The sequence below is a fragment of the Quadrisphaera setariae genome, from assembly GCF_008041935.1.
GTDB lineage: Bacteria > Actinomycetota > Actinomycetes > Actinomycetales > Quadrisphaeraceae > Quadrisphaera > Quadrisphaera setariae.
This window is the reverse complement of the sequence record NZ_VKAC01000015.1, coordinates 17,801-42,680: the sequence shown is the minus strand read 5'-3', so window position 1 is coordinate 42,680 and position 24,880 is coordinate 17,801. Positions and strand designations below refer to the sequence as shown.

Annotated in this window: 26 protein-coding genes; 10 read left to right on the top strand and 16 right to left on the bottom strand. The window is 76.1% G+C overall.

Annotated elements, in window-relative coordinates; all coding sequences use genetic code 11:
• Window positions 1–81: 81 nt before the first annotated feature.
• Window positions 82–549: an ATP-binding protein gene (locus FMM08_RS20300; RefSeq protein WP_147928166.1), complete on the bottom strand. Its 468-nt coding sequence runs from the start codon at window positions 547–549 to the stop codon at window positions 82–84.
• A 16-nt stretch (window positions 550–565) separates the two neighbouring features.
• Window positions 566–922 carry an STAS domain-containing protein gene (locus tag FMM08_RS20295; RefSeq protein ID WP_147928165.1) on the bottom strand — a complete coding sequence of 119 codons (357 nt, stop codon included), beginning with the start codon at window positions 920–922 and terminating at the stop codon, window positions 566–568.
• 136 nt (window positions 923–1,058) lie between these two features.
• Here FMM08_RS20295 and FMM08_RS20290 point away from each other — a divergent pair, with 136 nt between their 5' ends.
• Both FMM08_RS20290 and FMM08_RS20285 read left to right on the top strand, forming a co-directional pair.
• Window positions 1,059–3,569 carry a DEAD/DEAH box helicase gene (locus FMM08_RS20290; protein WP_147928164.1) on the top strand — a complete coding sequence of 837 codons (2,511 nt, stop codon included), beginning with the start codon at window positions 1,059–1,061 and terminating at the stop codon, window positions 3,567–3,569.
• A gap of 55 nt (window positions 3,570–3,624) precedes the next feature.
• Complete coding sequence (locus tag FMM08_RS20285; RefSeq protein WP_147928163.1) at window positions 3,625–4,113, top strand: hypothetical protein; 489 nt, start codon at window positions 3,625–3,627, stop codon at window positions 4,111–4,113.
• Window positions 4,114–4,195: 82 nt separating this feature from the next.
• On the opposite strand, the gene FMM08_RS20280 is transcribed toward FMM08_RS20285, so the two are convergent.
• The 7 genes from FMM08_RS20280 to ssd form a co-directional block, all read right to left on the bottom strand.
• Window positions 4,196–4,573 (bottom strand): Rv3654c family TadE-like protein, encoded by a 378-nt coding sequence (locus FMM08_RS20280; protein WP_187279896.1) that lies wholly within the window; start codon window positions 4,571–4,573, stop codon window positions 4,196–4,198.
• The gene (locus FMM08_RS20275; protein ID WP_147928162.1) at window positions 4,570–4,899 is read right to left on the bottom strand and encodes a TadE family type IV pilus minor pilin; all 330 of its coding nucleotides are present in this window, start codon (window positions 4,897–4,899) and stop codon (window positions 4,570–4,572) included. Before FMM08_RS20275 ends, FMM08_RS20280 begins: the two co-directional genes overlap by 4 nt.
• Window positions 4,900–4,946: 47 nt before the next feature.
• On the bottom strand, window positions 4,947–5,198 hold the full coding sequence (locus tag FMM08_RS23880) for a DUF4244 domain-containing protein (RefSeq protein ID WP_255472650.1): 252 nt from the start codon (window positions 5,196–5,198) through the stop codon (window positions 4,947–4,949).
• Window positions 5,199–5,419: 221 nt separating this feature from the next.
• On the bottom strand, window positions 5,420–6,046 hold the full coding sequence (locus FMM08_RS20265) for a type II secretion system F family protein (protein ID WP_187279895.1): 627 nt from the start codon (window positions 6,044–6,046) through the stop codon (window positions 5,420–5,422).
• Window positions 6,043–6,897: a type II secretion system F family protein gene (locus tag FMM08_RS20260; protein ID WP_147928161.1), complete on the bottom strand. Its 855-nt coding sequence runs from the start codon at window positions 6,895–6,897 to the stop codon at window positions 6,043–6,045. The genes FMM08_RS20265 and FMM08_RS20260 overlap by 4 nt, the downstream gene beginning before the upstream one ends.
• On the bottom strand, window positions 6,894–7,943 hold the full coding sequence (locus FMM08_RS20255) for a TadA family conjugal transfer-associated ATPase (protein WP_255472649.1): 1,050 nt from the start codon (window positions 7,941–7,943) through the stop codon (window positions 6,894–6,896). Before FMM08_RS20255 ends, FMM08_RS20260 begins: the two co-directional genes overlap by 4 nt.
• Entirely contained in the window at window positions 7,940–9,013 is a 1,074-nt protein-coding gene (gene ssd / locus FMM08_RS23875) for a septum site-determining protein Ssd (protein ID WP_187279894.1), read from the bottom strand. The genes FMM08_RS20255 and ssd overlap by 4 nt, the downstream gene beginning before the upstream one ends.
• A 263-nt stretch (window positions 9,014–9,276) precedes the next feature.
• Between ssd and FMM08_RS20245 the strand changes: the two genes are divergently transcribed.
• The 5 genes from FMM08_RS20245 (at window position 9,277) to FMM08_RS20225 (ending at window position 15,110) form a co-directional block, all read left to right on the top strand.
• On the top strand, window positions 9,277–9,654 hold the full coding sequence (locus FMM08_RS20245; RefSeq protein WP_147928158.1) for a DUF485 domain-containing protein: 378 nt from the start codon (window positions 9,277–9,279) through the stop codon (window positions 9,652–9,654).
• Window positions 9,651–11,285 (top strand): monocarboxylic acid transporter, encoded by a 1,635-nt coding sequence (locus FMM08_RS20240; protein ID WP_147928157.1) that lies wholly within the window; start codon window positions 9,651–9,653, stop codon window positions 11,283–11,285. Before FMM08_RS20245 ends, FMM08_RS20240 begins: the two co-directional genes overlap by 4 nt.
• Before the next feature lie 241 nt (window positions 11,286–11,526).
• Window positions 11,527–13,512 carry an acetate--CoA ligase gene (acs, locus tag FMM08_RS20235; protein WP_147928156.1) on the top strand — a complete coding sequence of 662 codons (1,986 nt, stop codon included), beginning with the start codon at window positions 11,527–11,529 and terminating at the stop codon, window positions 13,510–13,512.
• A 193-nt stretch (window positions 13,513–13,705) separates the two neighbouring features.
• Window positions 13,706–14,098 carry a phage holin family protein gene (locus tag FMM08_RS20230; protein ID WP_187279893.1) on the top strand — a complete coding sequence of 131 codons (393 nt, stop codon included), beginning with the start codon at window positions 13,706–13,708 and terminating at the stop codon, window positions 14,096–14,098.
• 61 nt (window positions 14,099–14,159) lie between these two features.
• Window positions 14,160–15,110, top strand: a complete 951-nt coding sequence (locus tag FMM08_RS20225; RefSeq protein WP_255472648.1) for an alpha/beta fold hydrolase — start codon at window positions 14,160–14,162, stop codon at window positions 15,108–15,110.
• Between the two features lie 4 nt (window positions 15,111–15,114).
• Here the strand turns inward: FMM08_RS20225 and FMM08_RS20220 are convergent, their stop codons facing one another.
• From FMM08_RS20220 to sp36, 6 genes are all read right to left on the bottom strand, one after another.
• Window positions 15,115–16,299: a MarP family serine protease gene (locus FMM08_RS20220; RefSeq protein WP_187279892.1), complete on the bottom strand. Its 1,185-nt coding sequence runs from the start codon at window positions 16,297–16,299 to the stop codon at window positions 15,115–15,117.
• Window positions 16,296–17,012 (bottom strand): NUDIX hydrolase, encoded by a 717-nt coding sequence (locus FMM08_RS20215; protein ID WP_222711006.1) that lies wholly within the window; start codon window positions 17,010–17,012, stop codon window positions 16,296–16,298. The genes FMM08_RS20220 and FMM08_RS20215 overlap by 4 nt, the downstream gene beginning before the upstream one ends.
• Window positions 17,009–17,695, bottom strand: a complete 687-nt coding sequence (gene nth, locus FMM08_RS20210; protein WP_187279902.1) for an endonuclease III — start codon at window positions 17,693–17,695, stop codon at window positions 17,009–17,011. The genes FMM08_RS20215 and nth overlap by 4 nt, the downstream gene beginning before the upstream one ends.
• A gap of 109 nt (window positions 17,696–17,804) precedes the next feature.
• On the bottom strand, window positions 17,805–18,482 hold the full coding sequence (locus FMM08_RS20205; protein ID WP_147928152.1) for a Crp/Fnr family transcriptional regulator: 678 nt from the start codon (window positions 18,480–18,482) through the stop codon (window positions 17,805–17,807).
• 78 nt (window positions 18,483–18,560) lie between these two features.
• Window positions 18,561–19,025, bottom strand: a complete 465-nt coding sequence (locus FMM08_RS20200; RefSeq protein ID WP_147928151.1) for a RidA family protein — start codon at window positions 19,023–19,025, stop codon at window positions 18,561–18,563.
• Window positions 19,026–19,028: 3 nt separating this feature from the next.
• Window positions 19,029–19,187 carry a Sp36 family protein gene (gene sp36 / locus FMM08_RS23200; RefSeq protein ID WP_170131469.1) on the bottom strand — a complete coding sequence of 53 codons (159 nt, stop codon included), beginning with the start codon at window positions 19,185–19,187 and terminating at the stop codon, window positions 19,029–19,031.
• Window positions 19,188–19,242: 55 nt separating this feature from the next.
• Between sp36 and FMM08_RS20195 the strand changes: the two genes are divergently transcribed.
• Both FMM08_RS20195 and FMM08_RS20190 read left to right on the top strand, forming a co-directional pair.
• Window positions 19,243–20,352, top strand: coding sequence for an ArsA-related P-loop ATPase (locus FMM08_RS20195; protein ID WP_222711005.1), 1,110 nt, complete (start codon window positions 19,243–19,245; stop codon window positions 20,350–20,352).
• Window positions 20,349–21,590, top strand: a complete 1,242-nt coding sequence (locus FMM08_RS20190) for an ArsA family ATPase (protein ID WP_147928149.1) — start codon at window positions 20,349–20,351, stop codon at window positions 21,588–21,590. The genes FMM08_RS20195 and FMM08_RS20190 overlap by 4 nt, the downstream gene beginning before the upstream one ends.
• Before the next feature lie 7 nt (window positions 21,591–21,597).
• Here the strand turns inward: FMM08_RS20190 and FMM08_RS20185 are convergent, their stop codons facing one another.
• Window positions 21,598–21,921, bottom strand: coding sequence for a WhiB family transcriptional regulator (locus FMM08_RS20185; RefSeq protein WP_147928148.1), 324 nt, complete (start codon window positions 21,919–21,921; stop codon window positions 21,598–21,600).
• Window positions 21,922–22,193: 272 nt separating this feature from the next.
• Here FMM08_RS20185 and FMM08_RS20180 point away from each other — a divergent pair, with 272 nt between their 5' ends.
• Window positions 22,194–24,785: a transglycosylase domain-containing protein gene (locus tag FMM08_RS20180; protein ID WP_147928147.1), complete on the top strand. Its 2,592-nt coding sequence runs from the start codon at window positions 22,194–22,196 to the stop codon at window positions 24,783–24,785.
• Window positions 24,786–24,880 lie beyond the last annotated feature (95 nt).

Below are 24,880 nucleotides of genomic sequence, written 5' to 3'. Positions count from 1 at the left end.
CGGCACCCGACGGGGGGTGGAACAGGTCGCCGCGAGACTACAGACGCGGCGGGCCGCAGCGGCGCGGCGGGGCGGGGCTCGTCAGGTGCCGCTCGTCGTCGTCGACGAGGAGGCGGCCGAGGGGCGCCAGGTCAACCGCGTGGTGCCGCCGGGACCTCCCGGGCCGGCGGTCACGGCCACCTCGTCGGCCAGGCCCTCCATGAGGAGCATGGCCACCTCCTCGGTCTCCAGGCCGTCGTCGCCGGCGTGGTCGACCACCTGCACCACCAGCTCGCCGCCGCGGGAGGTGGCGGTGACCTCGACCAGCTCGGCGGCTCCCGCCGACTCGCTGCGCTGGACGGCCCTGCCGCAGGCCTCGCCCACCGCGAGGCGCACGCCCTCGACGTCACCGCCGACGAGGCCGGCGCGGCGAGCGAGCGACGTGGTCACCAGCCGCGCGATGCGGACGTGCTCGGGCAGGGCGGAGAAGCGCAGCACGACGGGCCCCAGCGGCGCGGGAGCGCCGCCGGGGCCTCGTGCGGGGGTCGGCGAGGTCACCGGCCCGGTCACGACGGGGGTCGCCTGCTCAGGAGGCGGAGTCTCCGCTGGACGCCGCGACCGCGTCGTCCACGCTGGAGTGGATGGGGAAGACCTTGGTCAGGCCGGTGATGCGGAAGACCTTGAGGATCTTCTCCTGCGTGCACACCAGGTGCAGCGAGCCGTCGTGGGAGCGGACGCGCTTGAGGCCGCCCACGAGCACGCCGAGTCCGGTGGAGTCGAGGAAGTCGACCTTCTCCATGTCGACGACGAGGTGGTGGCGGCCCTCCCCGACGAGGTCGTTCAGGCGCTCGCGCAGCACGGGGGCGGTGTACACGTCGATCTCGCCGCCCACCTCGACGACGGTCCGGCCGCCCTGCTCGCGGCTCGTGACGGACAGGTCCACGGTGGCTCCTCGGGGTCGGTGCTGGTCACTGGCTGGTCGCTCGGGTGGTCGATCAGGCTCGGGTGGCAGTCAACCACCCGACCTCCCGCTCGGCCACGCGCGGTTGCCGTCCAGCACGCGGTGCGACCATCGGGGGGTGCAGCAGGCGGCGGGCCCCGGAGCCGGTGGAGGGGCGCTCGGGGCCGCCGAGCACCTGCTGCGAGCCCCCGGGCGGCGTGAGCGGGTGCTGCACGAGCACACGGTCCCCGCCCGTCCCGGCACCACCGCCGCGTGGCCGGAGTGGGTGCACCCCGAGCTGCGCGCCGCGCTGGAGCGCAGCGGGGTCACCTCGCTGTGGCGCCACCAGGTCGAGGCGGCCGAGGCCGCGCGCTCCGGACGGCACGTGGTGGTCTCCACCGGCACCGCGTCGGGCAAGTCGCTGGCCTACCTGCTGCCGGCGCTGACGGCGGTGGCCGAAGGCGCCGCCGAGCCGGGCGGTCGCGGCGCCACGTCGCTGTACCTGTCGCCCACCAAGGCCCTCGCAGCGGACCAGCTGCAGGTGGTCCGCTCCCTCGCCGTGCCGGGCGTGCGCGCCGCGACCTACGACGGGGACGTGCCGGGCGAGGAGCGCCGGTGGGTGCGCGACCACGCCAACCACGTGCTCACCAACCCCGACATGCTCCACCGGTCCCTGCTGCCCGGGCACGCCCGCTGGCACCGGTTCCTGAGGGCGCTGCGCGTGGTGGTCGTGGACGAGTGCCACCACTACCGCGGGCTGTTCGGCTCCCACGTGGCCGACGTGCTGCGGCGGCTGCGGCGCCTGGCCCGGGCCGCCGGCGCCGACCCGGTGTTCGTGCTCGCCTCGGCGACGGCCGCCGCCCCGGCCCTCACCGCGTCCCGCCTCGTCGGCGTGCCGGTGGAGGAGGTCGTGGCGGTCACGGAGGACACCGCCCGCCGCGGCGCCACCCGCTTCTGGATGTGGGAGCCGCCGCTGCTGCCGGGGACGGGCGAGAACGGGGCGCCCACCCGGCGCTCGGCGGCCTCCGAGGCGGCGGACCTGCTGACCGACCTCGTGGTCGGCGGGGTGCGCACCGTGGCGTTCGTGAGGTCGCGGCGCAGCGCCGAGGCGGTGGCCCTGTCCGCCCGCCGGGCCCTCGCCGAGGTCGACGGCTCGCTGCCGGGCAGGGTGGCCGCCTACCGGTCGGGGTTCCTGCCGGAGGAGCGGCGCGAGCTGGAGCGGCGCCTGCGCGACGGCGACCTGCTGGGCGTGGCCTCCACGAGCGCGCTGGAGCTGGGCGTGGACGTCTCGGGGCTGGACGCCGTGGTGGTGGCCGGGTGGCCGGGCACGCGGTCGGCGCTGTGGCAGCGGGCCGGACGGGCAGGGCGCAGCGGGCAGGACGCCCTCGCCGTGCTGGTGGCCGAGGACGACCCGCTCGACACCTACGTGGTGCACCACCCGGAGGTGGTGCTCGGGGCGCCGGTGGAGAGCACCGTCCTCGACCCCGGCAACCCCTACGTGCTGGGACCGCACCTGTGCGCCGCGGCGGCGGAGAAGCCCCTCACCGCCGAGGACCTGCCGCTGTTCGGCCCGTCCGCGGAGCCCGTGCTGCGCCACCTCGTGGCCGGCGGGCTGCTGCGGCGCCGGCCCGGGGGCTGGTTCTGGACCCGCCGCGAGCGCGCCACCGACCTGGCGGACCTGCGGGGCACCGGCGGGGAGCCGGTGCGGCTGGTGGAGGCCGCCACCGGGCGGGTGCTGGGCAGCGTCGACGCGGCCTCGGCCCACCACGCGGTGCACCCGGGGGCCGTCTACGTGCACCAGGGCGAGACGCACGTGGTGGAGGTGCTCGACGAGGAGGGGTCCGTGGCGCTGGTGCGCCGCGAGGACGTCGAGCACTCCACGTCGGCGCGCACCACCACGGACGTGCGGATCCTGTCGGAGGACCGTCGCCGCACGTGGGGCCCGGTCGCGGTGTGCACGGGCGCTGTGGAGGTCACCACGCAGGTGACCTCCTACCTGCGCCGCCGCGCGACCACGGGCGAGGTGCTCGGTGAGGAGCCGCTGGACCTGCCCGCCCGCACGCTGCGGACCGTCGCGGTGTGGTGGACGGTGCCCGCCGAGCTGCTCGAGGAGGCCGGCGTCCACGCTGCGGACCTGCCGGGTGCGGCGCACGCCGCCGAGCACGCGGCGATCGGGCTGCTGCCGCTGGTGGCCACGTGCGACCGGTGGGACGTCGGCGGGGTCTCCACCGCGCTGCACCCCGACACGGGGCTGCCCACCGTGGTGGTCCACGACGCCGCGGCGGGGGGCGCGGGGTTCGCCGAGCGCGGCTTCACCGCCGCGGCGACCTGGCTGCGCGCCACCGCCGACCTGGTGGCGGAGTGCGAGTGCCCCGCGGGGTGCCCCTCCTGCGTGCAGTCGCCCAAGTGCGGCAACGGCAACGACCCGCTCGACAAGGCGGGCGCGCTGCGCCTGCTGCGCCTGGTCCTGGAGTCAGCGGACGACGACGACGCGGGCCGCGGTCCCGCTGCCTCCCCCCACGCCGAGGGCCCGCCCTCGGCGGGTGCGGACGGGTCCGTGGACGTGCGCGACGAGGTCGACCTGCGCGACGCGCCGGGGACTGCTGCAGACGCGCGGCTCCGACGCGCTGACACAGCCCCGCGGGTCTAGCGTCCGGGGGACCTGGTCGGCGGTGGGCGCCGACCCGTCCAGCAGGGGGTCCGTCGTGATCGTCCTCGCCGTGCTGCTGCTCCTGGCCGTGGCCCTGGTGGTGGTGTTCGTGGTCGTCACGGGCATCACGCCGACGGTCCAGCTGGAGTGGTCGCAGATCAGCACCTCCGTCACCCTCACCGCCCTGGCCGTGTTCCTGCTCGGCGCAGCGTGCCTGCTCCTGGCCGAGCTCGGCCTGGCGCTGCTGCTGCGCGGCAACCGCAAGAACTGGGAGCGCCGCCGCGAGCTGAAGCGCCTGCGCCGCGTGGAGGCCGAGCGGTCGCGGCACGCCGGTCCGTCGGCCACCCCGGCGCAGTCCGGGTCCGGGTCCGCCGCTCCGTCCGGTCCGTCGACCGGCCGCAGCACGACCGCGACGACCCCGTCGGCCGCGGGTCACGGCACCAGCCCGTCGGGCAGCCCGTCGAGCACCGCGACGGGCCCGGCCGCCGACACCCCCACCACCCCCCTCAGCGGCGGCGCTCGGGGTGGCTCGTCGCGCAGCTGACCCCCTGGCAGCAGCACGCACGGCCCTGGGGGTGACCGCGGTCCTCCCCGGGGCCGTCGTCGTCCACGGGGCCGTCGTCCGGTCACGGCGCCGCTCCCGCTCTGGCCCGTGCGGTCACCGGCACCGCCGAACCCACGAGCCCGACCGGTCGCACCGCGACCACCACGTCGACCACCGGCCCCGCGGCGGTCTGGGAGAGGCTGCAGCCCACCAGCTCACCACCAGCGGCACCTGCGACCTGGTGCGCCCGTCCGCACCCGCTGCCGCCGACAGCGGCCGCCGCTGCCCCGCCGAGCGCCGCGGCGTCGGCGGTGGACGCTGCACGCGCCCCCGCCGCGGCCACCTGCCCCGCGGCCGCCGCCGCGGCGGCCAGCACCAGCGCTCCCGCTGCCGCTGCCAGCACGAGCACCGAGGCGGAGCCGCGGTCGGGGGGCAGCGCCGCGGACGGCGGACGGGTCACGCGTCCTCGCCGTCGAGCAGCTCGACGGGCACGACGGCGCTGCCGGTGAGCCTGCCGATGCGGCCGACCAGGGGCGCGTCCAGCGGCGCCTCGACGTCCACGCGCAGCAAGTCCCCGGAGCGCTGGACGCTCATCGTGGCCCCGGCGGTCACCTCCCCCACCCGCCCGGCGACGACGGCGGGCACCTCTCCGCGCGCCAGGGCGCGCGCCGCCGCCCCCGCCGCCAGCTGCACGCGCACCTGGGCCGTCCCGGCCGCCGCCAGCCAGGCCGCCAGCAGCAGCACCACGGCGAGCGGGACCAGGCCGACGGCCAGCTCCGCGGTCACCGCTCCGACCTGACGGCCCTGACTGCCCTCGCGGCGGGGGCGCCGGGTCACACCAGGCTCAGAGCGCGCTGCACGAGACCGAGGAGCATGCCCCTCACCTCGCCGCTCGACAGGACAGCCAGCAGCAGCGCCGCGAAGCCGCAGGCGGCGAGGGTCGCGATGGCGTACTCCGCTGTCGCCATGCCGGCGTCGCCGCGGCCAGGTCCTCGGTCGGGGTGCTGCTGGTCGAGCGCGTCCTCGACGGCGCCGGGGCTCGTGGCGGTGCCAGGGCTCGTGGGTGCCGGGGCGGGGTGGGTCACGTCGTCCTCCTCAGGAGCGGGATCGGGCCCGGCGAGCGCCGGGCCCGAGACCACCGTGGCTGCCCGTGAGGGCCTGCCGTCTGCACCCGGCGCGGGCCTGTGGACAGGCCCCGGGCGCGAGGACCCTGTGGGCGCAGGACGCGCTGGGGAGCCTGGAGGGGGTTCACCGCGAGGTTCGAGAGCGGTCCCGGCGACAGCGCCGTCGACAGGTCCCGGGGGCGTCAGCCCAGCAGGCCCCTGCCCAGGGACAGGAGCACCGGGACCACCGCGAGCAGCCCGAAGGCCGGGAGCGTGCAGAGGCCCAGGGGGGCCACCACGCGCACCCCGAGGCGGGCTGCGGCGAGCGCGGCGGCTCGTCGCCGGCGCCGGCGCAGCTCAGCGGCGGAGGAGGTCAGCAGCGCTGCTACGGGAGCCCCGGTCTGCTCAGCGATCCACAGGCAGCGCTGCAGGGCGGCGAGGGCGCCGGCCAGGGGGTCGCCCTCGGACCGGTCGACCGGAGCGCGGGGCGGCTGCCTCCCGGCGGCACCGGCGGCCAGCGCTTCCAGCGCCTCCGCAGCGGGCGCAGTGGCGCCAGCGGTCTCTCGCAGCACCGCAGCGACTGCCGAGACCGCCGCCACCGGGGCCGCTCCCGCCGACACGACGGCGGCGACCAGGTCGAGCAGGAGGGGCGGGTCGACCTCGTCGCGAGCACCACGGCGGCCGGGGGACCACCCGCGCGTCGGCGGCGGCTGGAGGTGTCCTGGTGCTGGGCCCACGCGTGGACGGCGAGGCAGGACCAGCACGGCGAGCCCCACGAGCACGGACGCCGCCCCCACGAGGAGGGCCTCCGGCGCCGGGGGGCCGCTCACCGCGCTCGCACCGCGGCGCGCACGAGCGCCGAGGTCCACGCCCAGCCGGCCGCGGCGAAGGCGAGGCCGAGCGCCGCGCACCAGCGACCGGCGGGGGTGCCGGCGAGCACGGCGACCGGGTCGGCCCCCAGGGCGGTGGAGGCCGCCAGGCCCAGCGGCGGCAGGGCGAGCAGGAGCCGCGCGGTGGCCCGCGGCCCGGCCAGGGAGGCGTCGCGGGCGTCCGTGGCGGCGGCCTCGTCCCGCAGCGCCGCAGCCAGCCCGTCCAGCACGGCGGCGGCGGGAGCGCCGGTGACCTCGCTGGTGCGCCAGGCCAGCGCGAGGGAGGCGAGCGCGGTCCCCGCTCCCGTGGCGCTGCGCCGGGCGCCCACCCGGTGGCGGCGCAGGGCGGCGGCGGGATCCTCGCCCGCGGCCGCAGCTCGCGCGGCCTCGTCCAGGGCTGCGGTGACGGGGTCGGGCGGGCGCCCGGCTCCGCCGACCGCACCACCGCTCGCCACCCCGACCACCACGCCGCTCGCCATCCCGCCCGCTCCGGTGCTGCCCAGCTGCTGGGGCGCCCAGGCCGCCGCGGGGGTGGCGCCGGCTCGCAGCAGCGCCGCGACCTCGGAGGCGGCTCGGGCCACCCTGACCGCCGGCGGCTCCGCGTCCGGCGGTCGGCCGAGCAGGCGGAGCCCCGCTCCCACCGCTTCGACCGCGCCTCGGCGTTCCGGTCGACGAGCGCGCACCGCACCGGTGGTCCGGGCTGCGGGCACCGACCTGGGCACCCGCACCGAGGCCGGAACGGCCAGCCACGCGGCGACACCCACCAGGAGCGCCGCGAACAGCGCGACCCCTGCGGCGCCGGTGCTGCTCACGACCTGCGCCGGGACGCCTGCACCGGGACCGCGGCCAGGCGCAGCAGCTCGGCCAGGCGGCCCCAGCCCTCCTCGCGCGTGCCGGGGTGGTCAGGGGCCGTGCCCGCGCGCAGGGCCGGCACCACCACGAGGCCGGTCCCACCACCCGCCCCCGCGGGTCGGTCGGCGAGGGCGACCACGCCGACCTCCACCACGCGACGGAGCGCCCCCTCGCGGCGCAGGTGCACCACCACCTGGAGCCCCGCGGCGGCCTGCGCCGCCAGCACGTCGGGCCCCATGCCCGCCAGGGCCGCGAGCGCCGTCAGCCGCGCCGGCACGGCGGAGGCCGAGTTGGCGTGCACGGTGCAGCAGCCGCCCTCGTGACCGGAGTTGAGGGCCATGAGCAGGTCGGCCACCTCCGCGCCGCGCACCTCCCCGACCACCAGCCGGTCGGGCCGCATCCGCAGGGCCTGCCGCACCAGCTCGCGCTGGTCCACCGCGCCCGCGCCCTCCACGTTGCCGTGCCGCGCCTGGAGGCGGACCGCGTGCGGGTGCGCAGGGGACAGCTCGCCGGAGTCCTCCACGAGCACGAGCCGCTCGCGAGCGTCGACCATCCCCAGGAGTGCCCCGAGGAGGGTGGTCTTGCCGCTGCCGGTGCCGCCGGAGACCAGCAGCGAGCAGCGGTGGTGCACCACGGCCCGCAGCACCCCGCCCCAGCCCGGCGGCAGGGAGCCGGCCGCCTCGAGCTCCGCGAGGGAGAGCGGGGTGCGGCGCGGGACGCGCAGCGACAGCAGGGTCCCGCTGCCGGAGACGGGTGGGAGCACCGCGTGCAGGCGCGTGCCGTCGGCGAGGACCGCGTCGACGCACGGGCTCGCGTCGTCGAGGCGGCGTCCGGCCAGCGCGGCCAGGCGCACGGCCAGCGCACGGACCTGGGCCTCCGGCCCCACGTCCAGGTCCACCCTGGCCAGACCGTCCCCGCGGTCCACCCACACCGAGCCGGGACCGTTGACCAGCACGTCGGTGGTGCCGGGCAGGTCGAGGAGCTCCTGCAGGGGGCCGGCGCTCACGCCGCCCGCCCGGAGCGGTCGTCGGGGTCTGCGAGGACCGCCAGGACGGACCGCGCGCACCGCGCCAGCGCGCCGCGCGGCCGGGGCAGCGGGTCTCCGCGTCCCGTCGCGGACCTCACGTCGCGGTCCGGCGGGAGACGGCCCAGGAGGGGCAGCGCTAGGGCGTCGGAGACGTCGTCGGGGTCCAGCGGGGCGCCCGGCGGCTCGGCCACCACGAGGCGGACGTCACCGGCGTGGCCCATCAGCACCGGCAGCTGCGCGCCCGCCGAGGCGACGGCGCGCAGGTGGGCCGGCACCACCAGGACCAGCAGGTCGAGGCGCCACAGCAGCGAGGAGCCGCTGTGGCGAGGCAGGTCGACCACCACGGTCCCGCTGGCTCTGGCCGCGGCCTCCAGGACGGCCTCGACCGCGGCCGGTGGCGCGCTCCTCGGCTCGGGCCAGGGCGCCCACGAGAGCACCCGGACGCCGTCGCGACCGCGCGGCAGCCCGTCCGCGAGCGCCGCCGAGCGCAGGGGGGCGGGGGCGTCCAGCACGTCGTGCCAGCGCAGGCCGGGCTCGTCGTGGGCGCCCACGAGGGCGTCCGCGCCTCCGCCGAGGGGGTCGGCGTCGAGCAGCACCACGGGGTGGGGCGGGTCGGCCGCCGCGGCGGTGCGGGCGACGGCGGCGGCGAGCACGGACGCGCCGGCACCGCCGCAGCCGCCGACCACACCCACCACGAGCCCGCCGGTGCCGGGGCCGTCGGCGGCGGTGGCGATGAGGGAGGCGACGGCGGGGGCGTCGCCTGGCAGGAGCGCCACGCCTTCCGCACCGACCTCGACGGCGCTGCGCCACAGGGGGGCGGTGTCCTGCCCAGGGGTCGAGGGCGCCACCAGGAGCACGCCGGGCCGGCGCCAGGGCACCCCGAGGGCGGCGGCGTCGTCTCCGAGCAGCACGACGGGAGCGCCGCGCCACGCGGCACCGGCCGCAGCGGCGTCGGCCACCACCCTCAGCAGCACGCCCCCTGCGGCGGCCAGGCGGCGCACCTGCTCCACCACCACCGATCGACCGGTCACCAGCAGCACCTCGTCCACGCGGCGACCCTGCCGCCGGGGCGGCCGCCGCGCTCCGCGCGCAGCGTCCCTGTGGACGGCGGCCGGCCCCAGCGCCTCGGAGCGGGACCTGTGGGCGCAGGACGCCCCGGGCACCGCTGCGGAGGGCCACCCCTCCGGCCCACCGAGTCGTTCTTGACCTCCTCTTGACCGTCTTTTACTCCGGCTTGACGAATGCGCGGGGAGTCGGTCGACTGGTGCGCCCGGTCGGAGCGAAGGAGCTCCGGCCCGCACCAGGAGGCGCTGTGAGCACTGAGCGCAGGACGGTCAGCGACGGACGGGGCGTTCCCCCGGACCTCGAGGCGGTGAGGCGCAGCGAGGAGTTCGAGGCCCTGCGACGCTCCTTCCGGCGGGTGGTCTTCCCCACCACGGCGGCCTTCCTGGCCTGGTACGCCCTCTACGTGCTGCTGGCCGCCTACGCGCCGGAGCTCATGGGCACGCGCCTGGGCGGCACCACGATCACCCTCGGGCTGGTCCTGGGCCTGGGCCAGTTCGCGACGACCTTCGCCATCACCATGGCCTACCGCCGCTGGGCGGACCGGCGCTTCGACGCCCGCGCCGAGGCGCTGCGCGAGCGCATCACGGGCACCAGCGCCGGCAGCACCCGCGAGGTGCAGCCGTGAACCTCGGCAACCCCCTGGTCAACATCGGCATCTTCGGGGCGTTCGTGGCGGTGACCATGGTCATCGTCCTGAGGGCCTCCCGGAACAACAAGACCGCGGCGGACTACTACGCCGCGGGTCGCTCGTTCTCGGGACCGCAGAACGGCACCGCCATCGCCGGCGACTACCTCTCGGCAGCCAGCTTCCTGGGCATCGCCGGTGCCATCGCCATCTACGGCTACGACGGCTTCCTGTACTCCATCGGCTTCCTCGTGGCGTGGCTCGTGGCCCTGCTGCTCGTCGCGGAGCTGCTGCGCAACACCGGCAAGTTCACGATGGCCGACGTCCTGAGCTTCCGGCTGCGGCAGCGCCCCGTGCGCATGGCCGCCGCGCTGGCCACCCTGGCCGTCTGCTTCTTCTACCTGCTGGCCCAGATGGCGGGGGCGGGCGGCCTCGTGGCGCTGCTGCTGGGCATCACCGCGCCAGCGGGCCAGTACGCGGTGGTCGCCGTCGTCGGCGTCCTGATGATCGTCTACGTGCTCGTCGGTGGCATGAAGGGCACCACCTGGGTGCAGATCGTCAAGGCCGTCCTCCTCATCGCCGGCGCCGGCGCGATGACCGTGTGGGTGCTCGCGACCTACGGCTTCAACGTCTCCAGCCTCATGCAGGCCGCCATCGACACCGCCGCGGCGGAGGGCGTGGCGGACCCGGAGAAGCTGGTCGAGCCGATGAACCAGTACGGCGCCTCGGCGCTGACCAAGCTCAACTTCCTGTCGCTGGCCCTGGCGCTGGTGCTGGGCACCGCGGGCCTGCCGCACGTGCTCATGCGCTTCTACACGGTGCCCGACGCCAAGCAGGCCCGCCGCAGCGTGGTCTGGGCGATCTGGCTGATCGGCCTGTTCTACCTGTTCACGCTGGTGCTGGGGTACGGCGCCGGGGCCCTCGTGGGACCGGAGGCCATCACCAGCGCTCCCGGCGGGGTGAACAGCGCCGCGCCGCTGCTGGCCTACCAGCTCGGCGGCACCCTGCTGCTGGGCTTCATCGCCGCGGTGGCCTTCGCGACCATCCTCGCCGTGGTGGCGGGCCTGGCCATCACGGCGGCGGCATCGTTCGCGCACGACGTCTACGCCAGCGTGGTCAAGGACGGCAGGGCCGACCCGGCCGAGGAGGTGAAGGTCGCCCGGCGCACCGTCGTCGTCATCGGGGCGGTGGCGATCCTCGGCGGCATGTTCGCCGTGGGGCAGAACGTGGCGTTCCTCGTGGCGCTGGCGTTCGCGGTGGCGGCGAGCGCCAACCTGCCCACGCTCGTGTACTCGCTGTTCTGGCGGCGCTTCAACACCCGCGGGGCGCTGTGGTCGATCTACGGCGGCCTCATCAGCTGCCTGACGCTGATCATCTTCTCCCCGGTGGTCTCGGGGAAGCCGAACCCGGCCGACCCGGAGAACAACCTCTCCCTCGTCAAGGACCCCTCGATCGACTTCTCCCTGTTCCCCCTGGAGAACCCGGGCATCGTGTCCATCCCCCTGGCGTTCCTGCTCGGGTGGCTGGGCACGATGACCGGCAGGCCCGAGCCCGACCACGAGGCGAAGGCCACCGAGATGGAGGTGCGCGCCCTCACCGGCGCCGGTGCCGAGGGCGCCGTCGACCACTGAGCGCCCCGGTCCGCCGCCCCAGGGCGCCGCGGGGTGGCGGACCGTCCTGACCACCGCTGGGATGAGGACGACGACGATCACCGGCCGATCGGGTCCGCTGCCGCGAGCGGGGCCCCGACCGACCGGCGACCAACCGGGAGCCACCACCCTCGGCGCCACCAGACCCGCTGGCTAGGGTCGGCCCCGGCCGCCCCCTGCCGACCGTGAAGCACCACGACGCGTGCACGACCCGGAGGACGCGATGACGCAGACCGCCACCGACTCCCAGCAGCCCCGCACCTACCCGCCGCCCGCCGAGCTCGCCGCTGGCGCGGTGGCCACGGCCGCGCTCTACGAGGAGGCCGCCGCGGACCGGCTCGCCTTCTGGGGCCGCCAGGCCTCCGAGCTGCTCACGTGGGACGTCCAGCCCACGCAGGTGCTCGACTGGTCCGACGCCCCGTTCGCGAAGTGGTTCGCCGACGGGGAGCTCAACGCGGCCGCCAACTGCGTCGACCGGCACGTGGCGGCCGGCAACGGCGACCGGGTGGCGCTGCACTGGGTGGGCGAGCCCGGTGACACCCTCACCGTCACCTACGCCGACCTGCACGAGCAGGTGCAGCGGGCCGCGAACGCCCTGTCCGACCTCGGCGTGCGCACGGGCGACCGGGTGGCGATCTACCTGCCGATGGTCCCCGAGGCCGTGGTGGCGATGCTGGCGTGCGCCCGTCTGGGCGCCCCGCACAGCGTGGTCTTCTCCGGCTTCAGCGCGCAGGCGCTGCGCGACCGCGTGGACGACGCGCAGGCGGTGGCCGTCATCACCGCCGACGGCGGGTACCGCCGCGGCGAGCCGGCCCCGCTGAAGCCCGCCGTCGACGCCGCGCTCGAGCCCAGGGACGGCGCCGAGAGCACCGTCAGGGCCGTCCTGGTGGTGCGCCGCACCGGCGGGGAGGTGGCGTGGACCGAGGGGCGCGACCACTGGTGGCACGAGGCGCTCGAGTCCTCCTCGCCGGTCCACGAGCCGGTGAGCGTGGGGGCCGAGCACCCGCTGTTCGTGCTCTACACCTCCGGGTCCACGGGCAAGCCCAAGGGCATCCTCCACACCACCGGCGGCTACCTCACCCAGGCCGCGTACACCCACAGGAACGTGTTCGACCTGCACCCCGAGACCGACGTCTACTGGTGCGGCGCGGACATCGGCTGGGTGACCGGCCACACGTACATCGTCTACGGGCCGCTGCTCAACGGCACGACGTCGGTCATGTACGAGGGCACCCCCAACACGCCCACGCAGGACCGCTGGTGGCAGGTCGTCGAGACGTACGGCGTCACCAAGCTCTACACCGCCCCCACGACCATCCGGACCTTCATGAAGTGGGGCGAGGAGCTGGTCTCCGGGCACGACCTGAGCACTCTGCAGGTGCTCGGCAGTGTGGGCGAGCCCATCAACCCCGAGGCGTGGACCTGGTACCGCCGCGTCATCGGCGGCGACCGCACCCCCGTGGTCGACACGTGGTGGCAGACCGAGACCGGCGGCATCATGATCAGCGCCCTGCCGGGCGTGACCAGCCTGAAGCCGGGCTCGGCGCAGGTGCCGCTGCCGGGGATCAGCGTGGAGGTGGTCGACGACGAGGGCCGCGTGCTCCCCGCCGGCCACGAGGGCGCCGGCTACCTCGTGCTCACCGAGCCGTGGCCGGGCATGCTGCGCGGCATCTGGGGCGACGACGAGCGCTTCCGCGACACCTACTGGTCCCGCTTCGCGAAGGAGGGCTGGTACTTCGCCGGGGACGGCGCCCGCCGCGACGCCGACGGCGACGTGTGGCTGCTGGGCCGCGTCGACGACGTCATGAACGTCTCGGGCCACCGCATCTCCACCACCGAGGTGGAGTCGGCGCTGGTGAGCCACCCGAGCGTGGCCGAGGCCGCCGTCGTCGGGGCCTCGGACCCGACCACCGGGCAGGGGATCGTGGCGTTCGTCATCCTGCGCGAGTCGGCGCACGACACCGACCCCGCGGCGGTCGGCAAGGAGCTGCGCGACCACGTGGCGAAGGAGATCAGCCCGATCGCCAAGCCGCGGCAGGTGCTCGTGGTCTCCGAGCTTCCCAAGACCCGGTCCGGGAAGATCATGCGCCGCCTGCTGCGCGACGTCGCCGAGGACCGCCAGGTGGGCGACGTCACCACCCTGGCCGACTCCAGCGTCATGGCCTCCATCCAGGCCGGGATGCAGTCCGGCAAGAGCTCGGACGACTGACCGGCTGGCGGCTCGCTGGAGAGCGCGTCGGGCCGCCCGCTGGTCCGCCCGTTGGCCCACGAGGTGGATCACGCACCTCCCACCGCGCGGGAGCCCTGGGGCACCCCTAGGCTCGCCGACCAGGGACCGCGCCCGCAGCGCGCCGCCGACCGGCGGCCGGGCGCGCGGGCCAGAGCTTGAGGAGGCACCCGCCGTGAGCCAGAGCGCAGGCGCCAGCGAGCGCACCATCGGTCAGCTCGTCGCAGACGCCAGCCGTGACCTGTCCGCGCTGGTGCGCGCCGAGATCGCGCTGGCCAAGGCGGAGATCACCGCCGAGGTGAAGCAGGGCGCCATCGGCGCCGGGCTCTTCGTCGGCGCCGCGGTCTTCGGCGCCATCGGGGGCCTGTTCGTGCTCCTGGCGATCGCGTGGCTGCTGACGCTGTGGATGCCCTACTGGGTGGCGTTCCTCATCGTCGCGGTGGTGCTGCTGGTCATCGCCGCCGTGCTGGCGCTCATCGGCAAGGGCCGCATCAGCAAGGTCGGCAAGCCGGAGCGGACGATCGCCACCTCCAAGCAGTCGATCGAGGCCATCAAGGGCCACCGCTGAGCCGACCCGGCCGCTGGCCCGTCACGGGCGCGCGGCCGGTGCAGACCTCGGGGGAGGGTCCGTGAGGGCCCTCCCCCGAGGTCTGCGCGCGGGACCCCCGGTCGACGCCGCCGAGCTGCTCGACCCCGGCCCGTGGCGCCACCGCTACGTCACCGCCAACGGCTGCCGCTTCCACGTGGCCGAGGCCGGGCCGGACGACGGCTCAGCTCCCCTGGTGCTGCTGCTGCACGGCTTCCCGCAGTCGTGGCGCGCGTGGAGGCACCAGCTCGTCGCCCTCTCGGAGGCGGGCTACCGCGCCGCGGCGATGGACCTGCGCGGCAGCGGCGCCTCCGACAAGCCGCCCCGCGGCTACGACACCGCCACCCTCGCCGCCGACGCCGCCGGTGTGGTGCGAGCCCTCGGGGCCCAGCGCGCGGTGCTCGTGGGCAGCGGATGGGGGGCCTGGGCGGCCTGGGCCTCTCCCGCCCTCCAGCCGGCCACCACCGCGGCCGTCGCCTCGCTGGGCGAGCCGCACCCGCTGCTGGTGCTGCGGGAGCCGTGGCGGGTGCTCACGGCGTCGGCAGCGCGCCACCTGGGCCGCGTGCAGGTGCCCGCCTTCCCCGAGTGGGCGGTGCGCGACGGCTCGATGGTGGAGCAGGTGCTGCGCGAGTGGGGGGCACCTGGCTGGGCCGACGAGGCGGTGGTCGCCGAGCACGCGGCGGCGCTGCGCGTGCCCTTCGCCGCGCACGCCGCCCTGGAGTGCTACCGGTGGGTGGCGCGCTCGCGCGTGCGCGCCGACGGCCACGCCTTCGCCCGCGCGGTGTCGCGGCCTGCGCAGGTGCCGGTGCTCACCGTGCAGGGCGCGCTCGACGGTGCCGTGCAGCCCGGAACGGCCCGTCGCAGCGCCGCCTGGGCGGGCGCCGGCTACCGCTGGGCGGAGGTGCCCGGCGCCGGCCACTTCCTCGGCGAGGAGGCCCCGCAGACCACCTCCGAGCTGCTCCTCGACTGGCTCAGCGGCACCGCGCCCCTCTGAGTCGTCAGCCGGTGGTGCAGGGCCCGGTGGACACCTCGCGGGTGGCCTCCTGCGCCTTCTGCAGCACCGGGCGGGTCTCGTCGAGGGTGAGCGCGTAGCCGGTCCCCCGGTCGGTGAGGGAGCGCGCGAACACCACGCCGACCACGTTGCCGCCCGGGTCGAGCAGCGGACCGCCGGAGTTGCCGGGCTCGACGTCGGCGGCGAGGGAGTAGACCTGCCGGATGACGGTGGCCTTGCCGTAGATGTCCTTGCCCTCGGCGCGCACGACCTCGCGGACGCGGGCGGGGACGGCGGTGAACGGCCCGTCCTGGGGGAACCCGGCGACGACGGCGTCAGCGGAGGGCCCCAGCTGCCGCCCGGCGCCCAGCGGCTCGGCGCGGAGCCCGGGCACGGCGAGCACGGCGAGGTCCTCGCTGGGGTCGAAGAGCACCACGGTGGCGTCGAGCCGCTCGCCCTTGCCGCCCACCTGCACCTGCGGCTCGCTCACCCCCGCCACGACGTGCGCGTTGGTGACCACGCGCTGCGGGGCCACGACGAAGCCGCTGCCCTCGCTGCCCTTGCGGCACGCCTCCGCCGTCCCGGTGATCTTCACGATGCCGGCCTGGGCGATCGACGCGGCGCCGCCGACCACGGCGTCGTTGGGTGCGGCGACCTCCTTGAGCGGCTCCTCCCCGGTGCCGCTGAAGACGCGCGGGAAGTCGTTGGCCTCCACCACGGAGCGGAACCCGGCGAAGAGCGACTCGGCCTGCGGCGGCACCAGCGTGCCGATGGTGGAGATGACCTGGGAGGACGCCACGGCGCGCGCCAGGGAGGGCATCGGCCCGGCGCGGACCGCACCGGCGACGAACCAGGAGACCAGGGCCACCGCGAGCACCGCGGCGACGGCGCCGAGCGCGGAGTCGACCACCTGCGCGGGCTGCCAGGTGATGACGTCGCGCAGGCGCCGGCCCACGAGGGACCCCAGCAGCTGGCAGCCCCACGCGATGAGCAGGACGCCCGCCACCACCACCACGGTGCGGGTGCGCCCGGGCTCCATGGACCCGACGAGCATCGGCAGCAGCCACATCCCCAGCCCGGCGCCGGCGATGAAGGCGCCCACCGAGAGGAGCCCCACCACGAGGCCCTGCCGCAGGCCCGACAGCCCGTACACGATGAGCAGCAGGAGGAGGACGACGTCGAGGGTGCTCACCGGGCGCCCTCCGGCAGGCCACCGGTGACGGCCGACATCGGCAGCGCGCGCGAGGCGTCCCAGGGGCGCTCCAGGCCGGCCACGCGCAGCAGCACGTCGAGGACGGCGGCGGTGAAGCCCCAGGCGACCAGCCCGCCGTCGTCGCTGTCCGGCGCCTCCAGGGCGAACGTCGGCCCGGTCCAGCCGGACCGGGTGCGGACCACGGCGCGGGAGGCGGGGTCGGTGAGCACGGCCAGCGGGACCCGCAGCACGCGGGCCACCTCCACGGGGTCGCCCACGGCCAGCGACGACGGCACGGGCTCCCAGGCCAGGACGGGCACCACCGAGGCGCCCGTGGGCGGCACGTGCAGCGCCGGCGCGACGCCCAGCACCTCCACGCCAGCGGTGTCGAGGCGGACCTCCTCGCGCGCCTCGCGCAGCGCCGCGCGCACGGGGTCGCCGCCGTCGTCGTCCTCGACGCCCCCGCCGGGGAAGGCGATCTGACCGGAGTGCGAGCGCAGGCCGGACGCCCTCTCGAGGAGGACGACGTCACCCGCGCCGTCGGCGCCGGGGCCGAAGAGCACGAGCACCGCCGCGCGGCGGCCGCTGCGGGCGCCCAGGCGGACGCCCTCGGCCCGGGCGGCGCGGGTGCGCTCGCCCAGGTGCTCGGCCACGGCCTCGCCCACCTGCGGCAGGGAGCCGGCGAGACGCTCCAGCCAGTCAGGCCGCGTCACCCCGGACCCGCCAGGACCGGAGCGGCCGCGACGGGGGGACCGGGCTTGACGAGGGCGGCCGCCTTCACGGGGTCGGTCTCGCCGGCGCCGTAGGAGGGGCAGTCCCGGGCGAGGGGGCAGGCACCGCACGCGGGCCGGCGGGCGTGGCAGGTGCGCCGGCCGTGGAAGATCACGCGGTGGCTCAGCGGGGTCCAGTCGCCCTTGGGGAAGAGCTCGGCGAGGTCGTCCTCGACGTCCACCGGGTCCTCGTGGGTGGTCCAGCCGAACCGCCGCGACAGCCGCCCCACGTGCGTGTCCACGGTGATGCCGGGGAGCCCGAACGCGTCACCGCGCACCACGTTGGCGGTCTTGCGGCCCACACCCGGCAGCGTGACGAGGTCCTCCAGGCGTCGGGGCACCTCGCCGCGGTAGACCTCCACGAGGCGCGCGGCCAGGCCCTGCACCGAGGCGGCCTTGGCGCGGTAGAAGCCCACCGGTCGCAGCACCTCCTCCAGCGCGGTGCGGTCGGCGCCGGCGAGGTCGGTCGGGGTCGGCCAGGTGGCGAACAGCTCCGGCGTGACGCTGTTGACGCGCACGTCGGTGGTCTGGGCGGACAGCACCGTCGCCACGAGCAGCTGGAACGGCGAGGTGAAGTCGAGCTCGCAGCGGGCGTCGGGGTAGCGCTCGGCCAGCGCCCGGTGCATGCGCCGGGCCCGGCGCACCCGCCCGAGGGGGGTCTCGCGCTCGACGTCGGCTGGCCTCACCAGCGAAGGGTACGGGCGGGGGCTGACAGCCCCGGGGAACTCGGGGAGGTCAGCGCGCGCGGCGGCGCAGCCGCTCCACGTCGAGCAGGTTGACCGAGCGGGCCTCCAGGCGCACCCAGCCGCGGGCGGCGAAGTCGGCGAGGGCCTTGTTCACGGTCTCGCGGGAGGCGCCGACCAGCTGGGCGAGCTCCTCCTGGGTGAGGTCGTGCTGGACCAGCAGGCCGTTCTCGGTGGTGCGGCCGAAGCGCAGGGCCAGGTCGAGCAGGGTGCCTGCGACGCGTCCGGGCACGTCGGTGAAGACGAGGTCGGCGAGGGCCGTGTTGGCGCGCCGCAGGCGCCGGGCCAGGGCGCGCAGCAGCTGCTGCGCCACCTCGGGCCGGGGCGCCATCCACGCGTAGAGCTGCTCGTAGTCGAGGGCGACGAGGCGGGCCGGGCCCACGGCCACGGCGCTGGACGTGCGGGGGCCCGGGTCGAACCAGCTGAGCTCGCCGAACATCTCGCCCGGGCCGAGCACCGCGAGGAGGTTCTCCCGACCGTCCGCCGAGGTGCGCCCGAGCTTGATCTTGCCGCTCTGGATGACGAAGAGGTCGGCGGGCTCGTCACCCTGGGCGAAGAGGACCTGCCCGCGCTTGAGCTCCACCACCCGGGCCAGCGACAGCAGGACCTCGGATGCCTCCTCGTCGACCCCCACGAAGAGGGGGGCGCGTCGCAGCACGTCCTGATCCACGGCGGCAGTCTGCCGCACGCGGTCCCCGGAGGCCTCGGCCGCACCACCCGGGCGGCCGAGGCAGGGGGCGCGGAGGGGTCAGACGACCTCGGCCACGAGCTCCAGCTCGACCGGCGCGGAGAGCGGCAGCTGGGCCACCCCCACGGCGGAGCGGGCGTGGCGGCCGGCCTCGCCGAAGACGTCCGCGAGCAGGTCGCTGGCGCCGTTGGCCACGGCCGGCTGCCCGGTGAAGCCGTCGGCGCTGGCCACGAAGACGGTCAGCTTGACGATGCGCACGACGGCGTCGAGCCCCACCTCGGCGTCGAGCGCGGCGACGGCGTTGAGCGCCGCGGTGCGCGCCTGCTCCTCGGCGGTGGCGGGGTCCACGAGGCCGTCACCCTCGCCCACCAGGCCGGTCACGGGGAGGGCGCCGCCGACGAAAGGCAGCTGCCCGGAGGTGAAGACCAGCGAGCCGGTCCGCACCGTCGGCACGTAGGAGGCCACGGGCGCCGCCACGGGCGGCAGCTCCAGGCCGAGGGAGGCGAGGTTCTCGCGAGCGCCCACGGATCAGCCCTGCTTCGGGCGCTTGAGGTAGGCCACGAGGCCGTTGCCGCCGGGGCCGGGCACCACCTGCACCAGCTCCCAGCCCTCCTCGCCGAAGTTGTCGAGGATCGCCTTGGTGCTGTGCACGATGAGCGGCGCTGTCAGGTACTCCCACTGGGTCACGCCTGGCGAGCCTAGTCCGCAGGCGCGCCGGCGGACCCGTCCGTACTGTCGGCGGGTGATCGCACGCACCGAGGCCCGGGGCGCGCAGCCCCGGCTCCACGTCGTGACCGGCAAGGGCGGCACCGGCAAGACCACCGTGGCGGTGGCGCTGGCGCTGTCGCTCGCGGACGAGGGCAAGCGGGTCCTCGTGTGCGAGGTGGAGGGGCGCCAGGGCGTCTCGCGCCTGCTCGGCACCGAGGCCCTCCCCTACGAGGAGGTCGAGCTGGCCGAGGGCGCCGGCGGGGGCCAGGTGGTGGGCCTGGCCGTGGAGCCGCGGGCGGCGCTGGTCGACTACCTCGACACCTTCCACGGCGGGGTCCTCGGCGGCCGCGGGGGCCGGGTGTCCACCGTGCTGGACCGCGCGGGGGCCGTGGAGTTCATCGCCGACGTGGCCCCGGGCCTGCGCGACGTGCTGCTGGTCGGCAAGGTCTACGAGGCGGTGCGCCGCACGGTCGACGGCGGGCGGGCCGGCAGCACCTCGTCTGCGCAGCCCGTCTACGACGCGGTCGTCCTGGACGCACCGCCCACCGGCCGCATCACCCGCTTCCTCGGCATCGGCGACGAGCTGGCCCAGCTGGCCGTCGGCGGTCCGATCGCCGCCCGCGCCGCGTCGGTGGCGGCGCTGCTGCGCTCCGAGCAGACGGCGGTGCACCTGGTCTGCCTGCCCGAGGAGCTGCCCGTGACCGAGACGCTGGAGGCCGCCGCGGAGCTGCGCGCCGCCGACCTGCCGGTGGGCGCCGTCGTCGCCAACCGGGTGCTCACCGCGCCGGCCGAGGACGGCGGGGCGCCGAGCCGGGTCCGCGGCGCGCTGCGCCGCGCCCTGGCCCCTCAGCCCGACCTGGACGACGGCGGGAGCGCTCCCGCGGACGACGGCGTCGAGGCGCTGGTGGCGGCCCTGCTCACCCAGAACCGGGGCCGGGCGGGGCGGGTGGCCGAGCAGCGGCGCTGGCTCGAGGTCGCCGCAGGCGCCGGCCGGCCGGTGCGCGAGCTCCCGGACCTGCCCGGCGGGGTGGACCTCGAGGGCCTCTACCGCCTCGCCGACGACCTCGCCGCCGCCCCGCTGCCCACGCCGCGGGACCGGCCCGCCCCCACCGGCCCGACGGCGCCGGCGGGAGGTGCGGCGTGAGCGCGGCACCCGGGTGGGACGTCGACGCTCTCCTCGACGACCCGGGTGTGGAGGTGGTCGTCTGCGCGGGCTCCGGCGGTGTCGGCAAGACGACCACGGCCGCGGCGATCGCGCTGCGCGCCGCCGAGCGCGGCCGCCGGGTGGCGGTGCTCACGGTGGACCCCGCCCGCCGCCTGGCCCAGGCGCTCGGCACCCAGGACCCCGAGGACGACGGCGGCGGGCTCGCACCCGACGACGACGGCGGCCTCGCACCCGACGAGCCGCGGCGCGTGCCCGGCGTCGACGCGAGCCGCGGCGGCAGCCTCGACGCGCTGGTGCTGGACGCGCGCCGCACCCTCGACGGCCTCGTCGACGCCGCCCTGCCCCCGGCGCGCGCGGCGCAGGTGAAGGCCAACCCCGTCTACACCTCCCTGGCCACCTCGTTCTCCGGGACGCAGGAGTACATGGCCATGGAGCGGCTCGGGCAGCTGCGCGCCGGGCGGGGCACGCCGACGGGGTGGGACCTCGTCGTCGTCGACACCCCGCCGAGCCGTTCGGCCCTGGACTTCCTCGACGCCCCCGCGCGCCTGGCCTCGTTCCTCGACGGCAGGTTCGCCCGGCTGCTCATGGCGCCGGTGCGCTTCGCGGGCTCGGCGCGCTCCGGCACGGGGCTGCGGGCCGCCGGGGGCCGGGTGGTCGGGGCGCTGGCCGGCGGGGTAGCGGCGGCCATGGACCGCGTCATCGGCGGTCGTCTGCTGCGCGACGTGCAGGCGCTGGTGGAGGGGCTGGACGAGGTCTTCGGCGGCTTCCGGGAGCGGGCCGAGGCGACGTCGGCGGCGCTGCGCGACGCCCGGACGGCGTTCGTGGTGGTCACCGCACCGGAGACCGAGCCCCTCGCGGAGGCGGTCTTCCTCGTGGACCGGCTGCGGTCGGCGGACCTGTCACCGGCGGCGGTCGTGGTCAACCGGGCGACGAGCGCCGCACCGGGCCTGGACGCGGCGGCTGCGCGACGGGCCGCTGCCTCGCTGCGGGACGGGACCGCGGCGGACCGGCGGGCGGCGCAGGTGCTGGACCTGCAGGTGGAGCTGCTAGAGCGGGTGGAGCGGGAGAGCCGCCTCGTGGCCGAGGGCCTCGGGGGCTCCGGCACGGCCACCGCGCTGGTGCCGGCCCTGGAGGGCGACGTCGCCGACCTGGACGGGCTGCGGGCGGTGGGGGCCGCTCTGGCCGGTCGGGCCCCTCGGTCGGGGGCCCCGGCCTGACGGTCCGTCAGGCGGTGCGAGCGGCGGACGCGGCCTCGGCGCGGGCGTGCTCGGCCTTCGCGGCCTGCAGGAGGCGGCTCCAGGACTGCACGTTCGGGCGGCGCTTGAGGATCGCGCGGCGCTCGCGCTCGGTCATGCCGCCCCAGACGCCGAACTCGATGCGGTTGTCGAGGGAGTCGGCGAGGCACTCGGTGCGCACGGGGCAGGCCTGGCAGACGACCTTGGCGCGGTTCTGCTCGGCGCCCTGGACGAAGAGCGCGTCCGGGTCGCTCGTGCGGCAGGCGGCCTGGGTGGTCCACTCGGCGGGCTCGAGGTAGACGGTCTCGCTCATGGTGGTGCCTTCCGGTCGGTGGTGCGGCGGGGAAGCGCCGATCGGGGATCTCACCCGGCGGATCTTGAGGCGTTTCAGGCCTTGTCCATCCGGTCGGACGAGTGACATGGATGAAGTTACGAACTGGTCACGTCCTGCGCCCACCCCTCGTGCGGGCCATTTCCAGGACCACCGGTGACTAGTCACCGTGGCCACTGCCCGCGCACATCACGGTCTGGTAAGGGCCTCTCGTCGTGGCCGGGCCGGACGCAGCGGCCACGTACGCTGGAGGCATGCCGGCCCGCGCTCCTCGCCCCCGTCCCGACGACGGCGAGGCCGGCGTCCAGCAGCGGTCGCGCGGCACCTCGTTCGGCCGCGCCACCAAGCTGCTGGCGGGCTTCCTCGCCGCCAGCGTCGGCGCTGGCGTGCTCGTGGCGGGCCTCGCGGCCCCCGCCGTCATCGCCGCTGGTCAGACCAGCAACGACACGGTCCAGGCGTTCAACAGCCTGCCCGCCTCGCTCGACCAGCCGCCGCTGAGCCAGCAGACCCGGATCCTGTACTCCGACGGCTCGCTGATGGCCACCTTCTACTACGAGAACCGCATCCTCGTGCCCCTCGACAAGGTGGCGCCGGTGATGCAGAAGGCCATCGTCGACATCGAGGACAACCGCTTCTACGAGCACGGCGGGGTCGACCCGCGCGGCCTGGCCCGCGCCTTCGTGCAGAACTCCCAGGGCGGCGACGTCCAGGGCGCCTCGACCCTCACCCAGCAGTGGATCAAGAACGTGCAGGTGGAGGAGGCGCTCTCGGCGCTGCCCACCAACGCCTCCGCCGAGGACCGCCAGAAGGCGTTCAACGAGGTGACCGTCAGGTCCGGCGTGGACGGCTACGTCCGCAAGCTGCGCGAGATGAAGCTGGCCATCGCCGCGGAGAAGAAGTTCTCCAAGGACCAGATCCTCGAGAACTACCTCAACATCGCCAACTTCGGCGGCGGCCAGTACGGCGTCGAGGCCGCGAGCCGGCACTGGTTCAACCGGTCCGCGACCGACCTCGACCTGCCCCAGGCGGCCCTGCTGGCCGGCATCGTGCAGAACCCCGTCGGCTACGACCCGGTGAACAACCCGCAGGACGCGCAGCAGCGGCGCGACACGGTGCTGGGCCGCATGCTGCAGCTGGGCACCATCTCCCAGGCCGACCACGACGCCGCCGTCGCCGTGCCGATCGCGCAGATGCTGAACGTGCAGCAGACCCCCAACGGCTGCGAGCAGGCCGGCCAGGCGGGCTTCTTCTGCGACTACGCGGTGAAGCAGTTCCGCGACGACGACGCCTTCGGCGGCACCAAGGAGGAGCGGCTGCGCCAGCTCTACCGCGGCGGCCTGACCATCACCACGACGCTCGACCGGAACAGGCAGCAGGCGGCCTTCGAGGAGGTCGCGAACGGCGTCCCCGCAGAGGACTCCACGGTCCCCACCAACGTCATCAACAAGGAGGGCAAGCCCCAGCGCACCGGGGGCACGTCCAACCTCGGTGCCTCGATCGTCTCGGTCGAGCCCGGAACCGGCAAGATCATCGCCATGGCGCAGAACCGCACGTACAGCACGTCCCCGGACGCGCCGGTGGGGGCCACGGCCATCAACTACAACACCGACTACCTCCAGGGCGGGTCGTCGGGCTTCCAGCCGGGCTCCAACTTCAAGCCCTTCGTGCTGGCCCAGTGGCTGGCCTCGGGGCGCACCCTCAACGCCACCGTGAACGCCACCCAGCGCGACTACCCGAACAGCAGCTGGAAGTACGGCAGCTGCTACTCGGGAGCCGGGTACGTGGGGAAGCCCTACGGCCCGGGCAACGCCGGGGACGGCGAGGACAGCGGCAACCTGTCGGTGATGAAGGCGACGTTCGACTCCGTGAACACGGGCTACGCCGCCATGGAGAACCAGCTGCAGCTGTGCGACGTCGCTGCGACCGCCCAGGCGCTCGGCGTGCACAAGGCCAGGGCCGACAAGCGGAACGTGACGGGACAGGTCAGCACGGACCTCAACGTGACCCCGTCGATGATGCTCGGCGTGGACGAGGTGGCCCCCCTGTCCATCGCCACCGCTTACGCCGCGTTCGCCGCCCAGGGCAACTACTGCGCCCCCCTCGCCATCGCGCAGATCACTGACGCCGACGGCAAGGGCCTGCCCGTCAAGGGCCCGCAGTGCAACCAGGCCATCGACAAGGACGTCGCCAACGGCGTCAACTACGCACTGCAGCAGACGATCGTCCAGGGCACGGCCCAGGGGATGAGCCTTGCCGGCGGCCGCGAGTCGGCCGGGAAGACCGGTACCACCAACAACTCGGTGGCCACGTGGTTCACCGGCTACACGCCGCAGCTGGCGACGTCGGTGTGGATCGGCGTGCCGGAGAAGAGCATGTCCATCAACGGCGCCACCATCGGGGGCCGCCGCTACGGGAGCATGTACGGCGCCACGGTCTCAGCCCCCATCTGGCGGGCGTACATGAACCGCGCGCTCGACGGAGCGGACCAGCAGGACTTCGTCGACCCGCCGCAGAGCACCATCGGCCGCCCGCCGGCTCCCCCGAAGCCGACGTACACCCCCAGCCCCCGAGGCGGCGGCGGCCAGACGGCCACCCAGGCGCCCGGTGGCGGTCAGGGCGGCGGCGACAACGGCGGTGACCAGGGCGGCGGCGACAACGGCGGCGGCCAGGGCGGCGGTGACCAGGGCGGCGGCCAGGGCGGCGGTGACCAGGGCGGCGGCAACGGCGGCGGCCAGGGCGGTGGCGGCCAGGGCGGTGGCGGCCAGGGCACGACCGTCGAGCCGGTCCCCGGCGGGGACCAGGGCGGAGGCCAGCAGGGCGGGGACGGCGGAGGCGACCAGGGCTGACGCCCTCCTCCACCCACCACGGCGAGACCGACGGGGTCCGCGGCGCACGGCGGCGCGGGCCCCGTCGTCGTGGCGCTGAGCGGTCGATCTTCCCG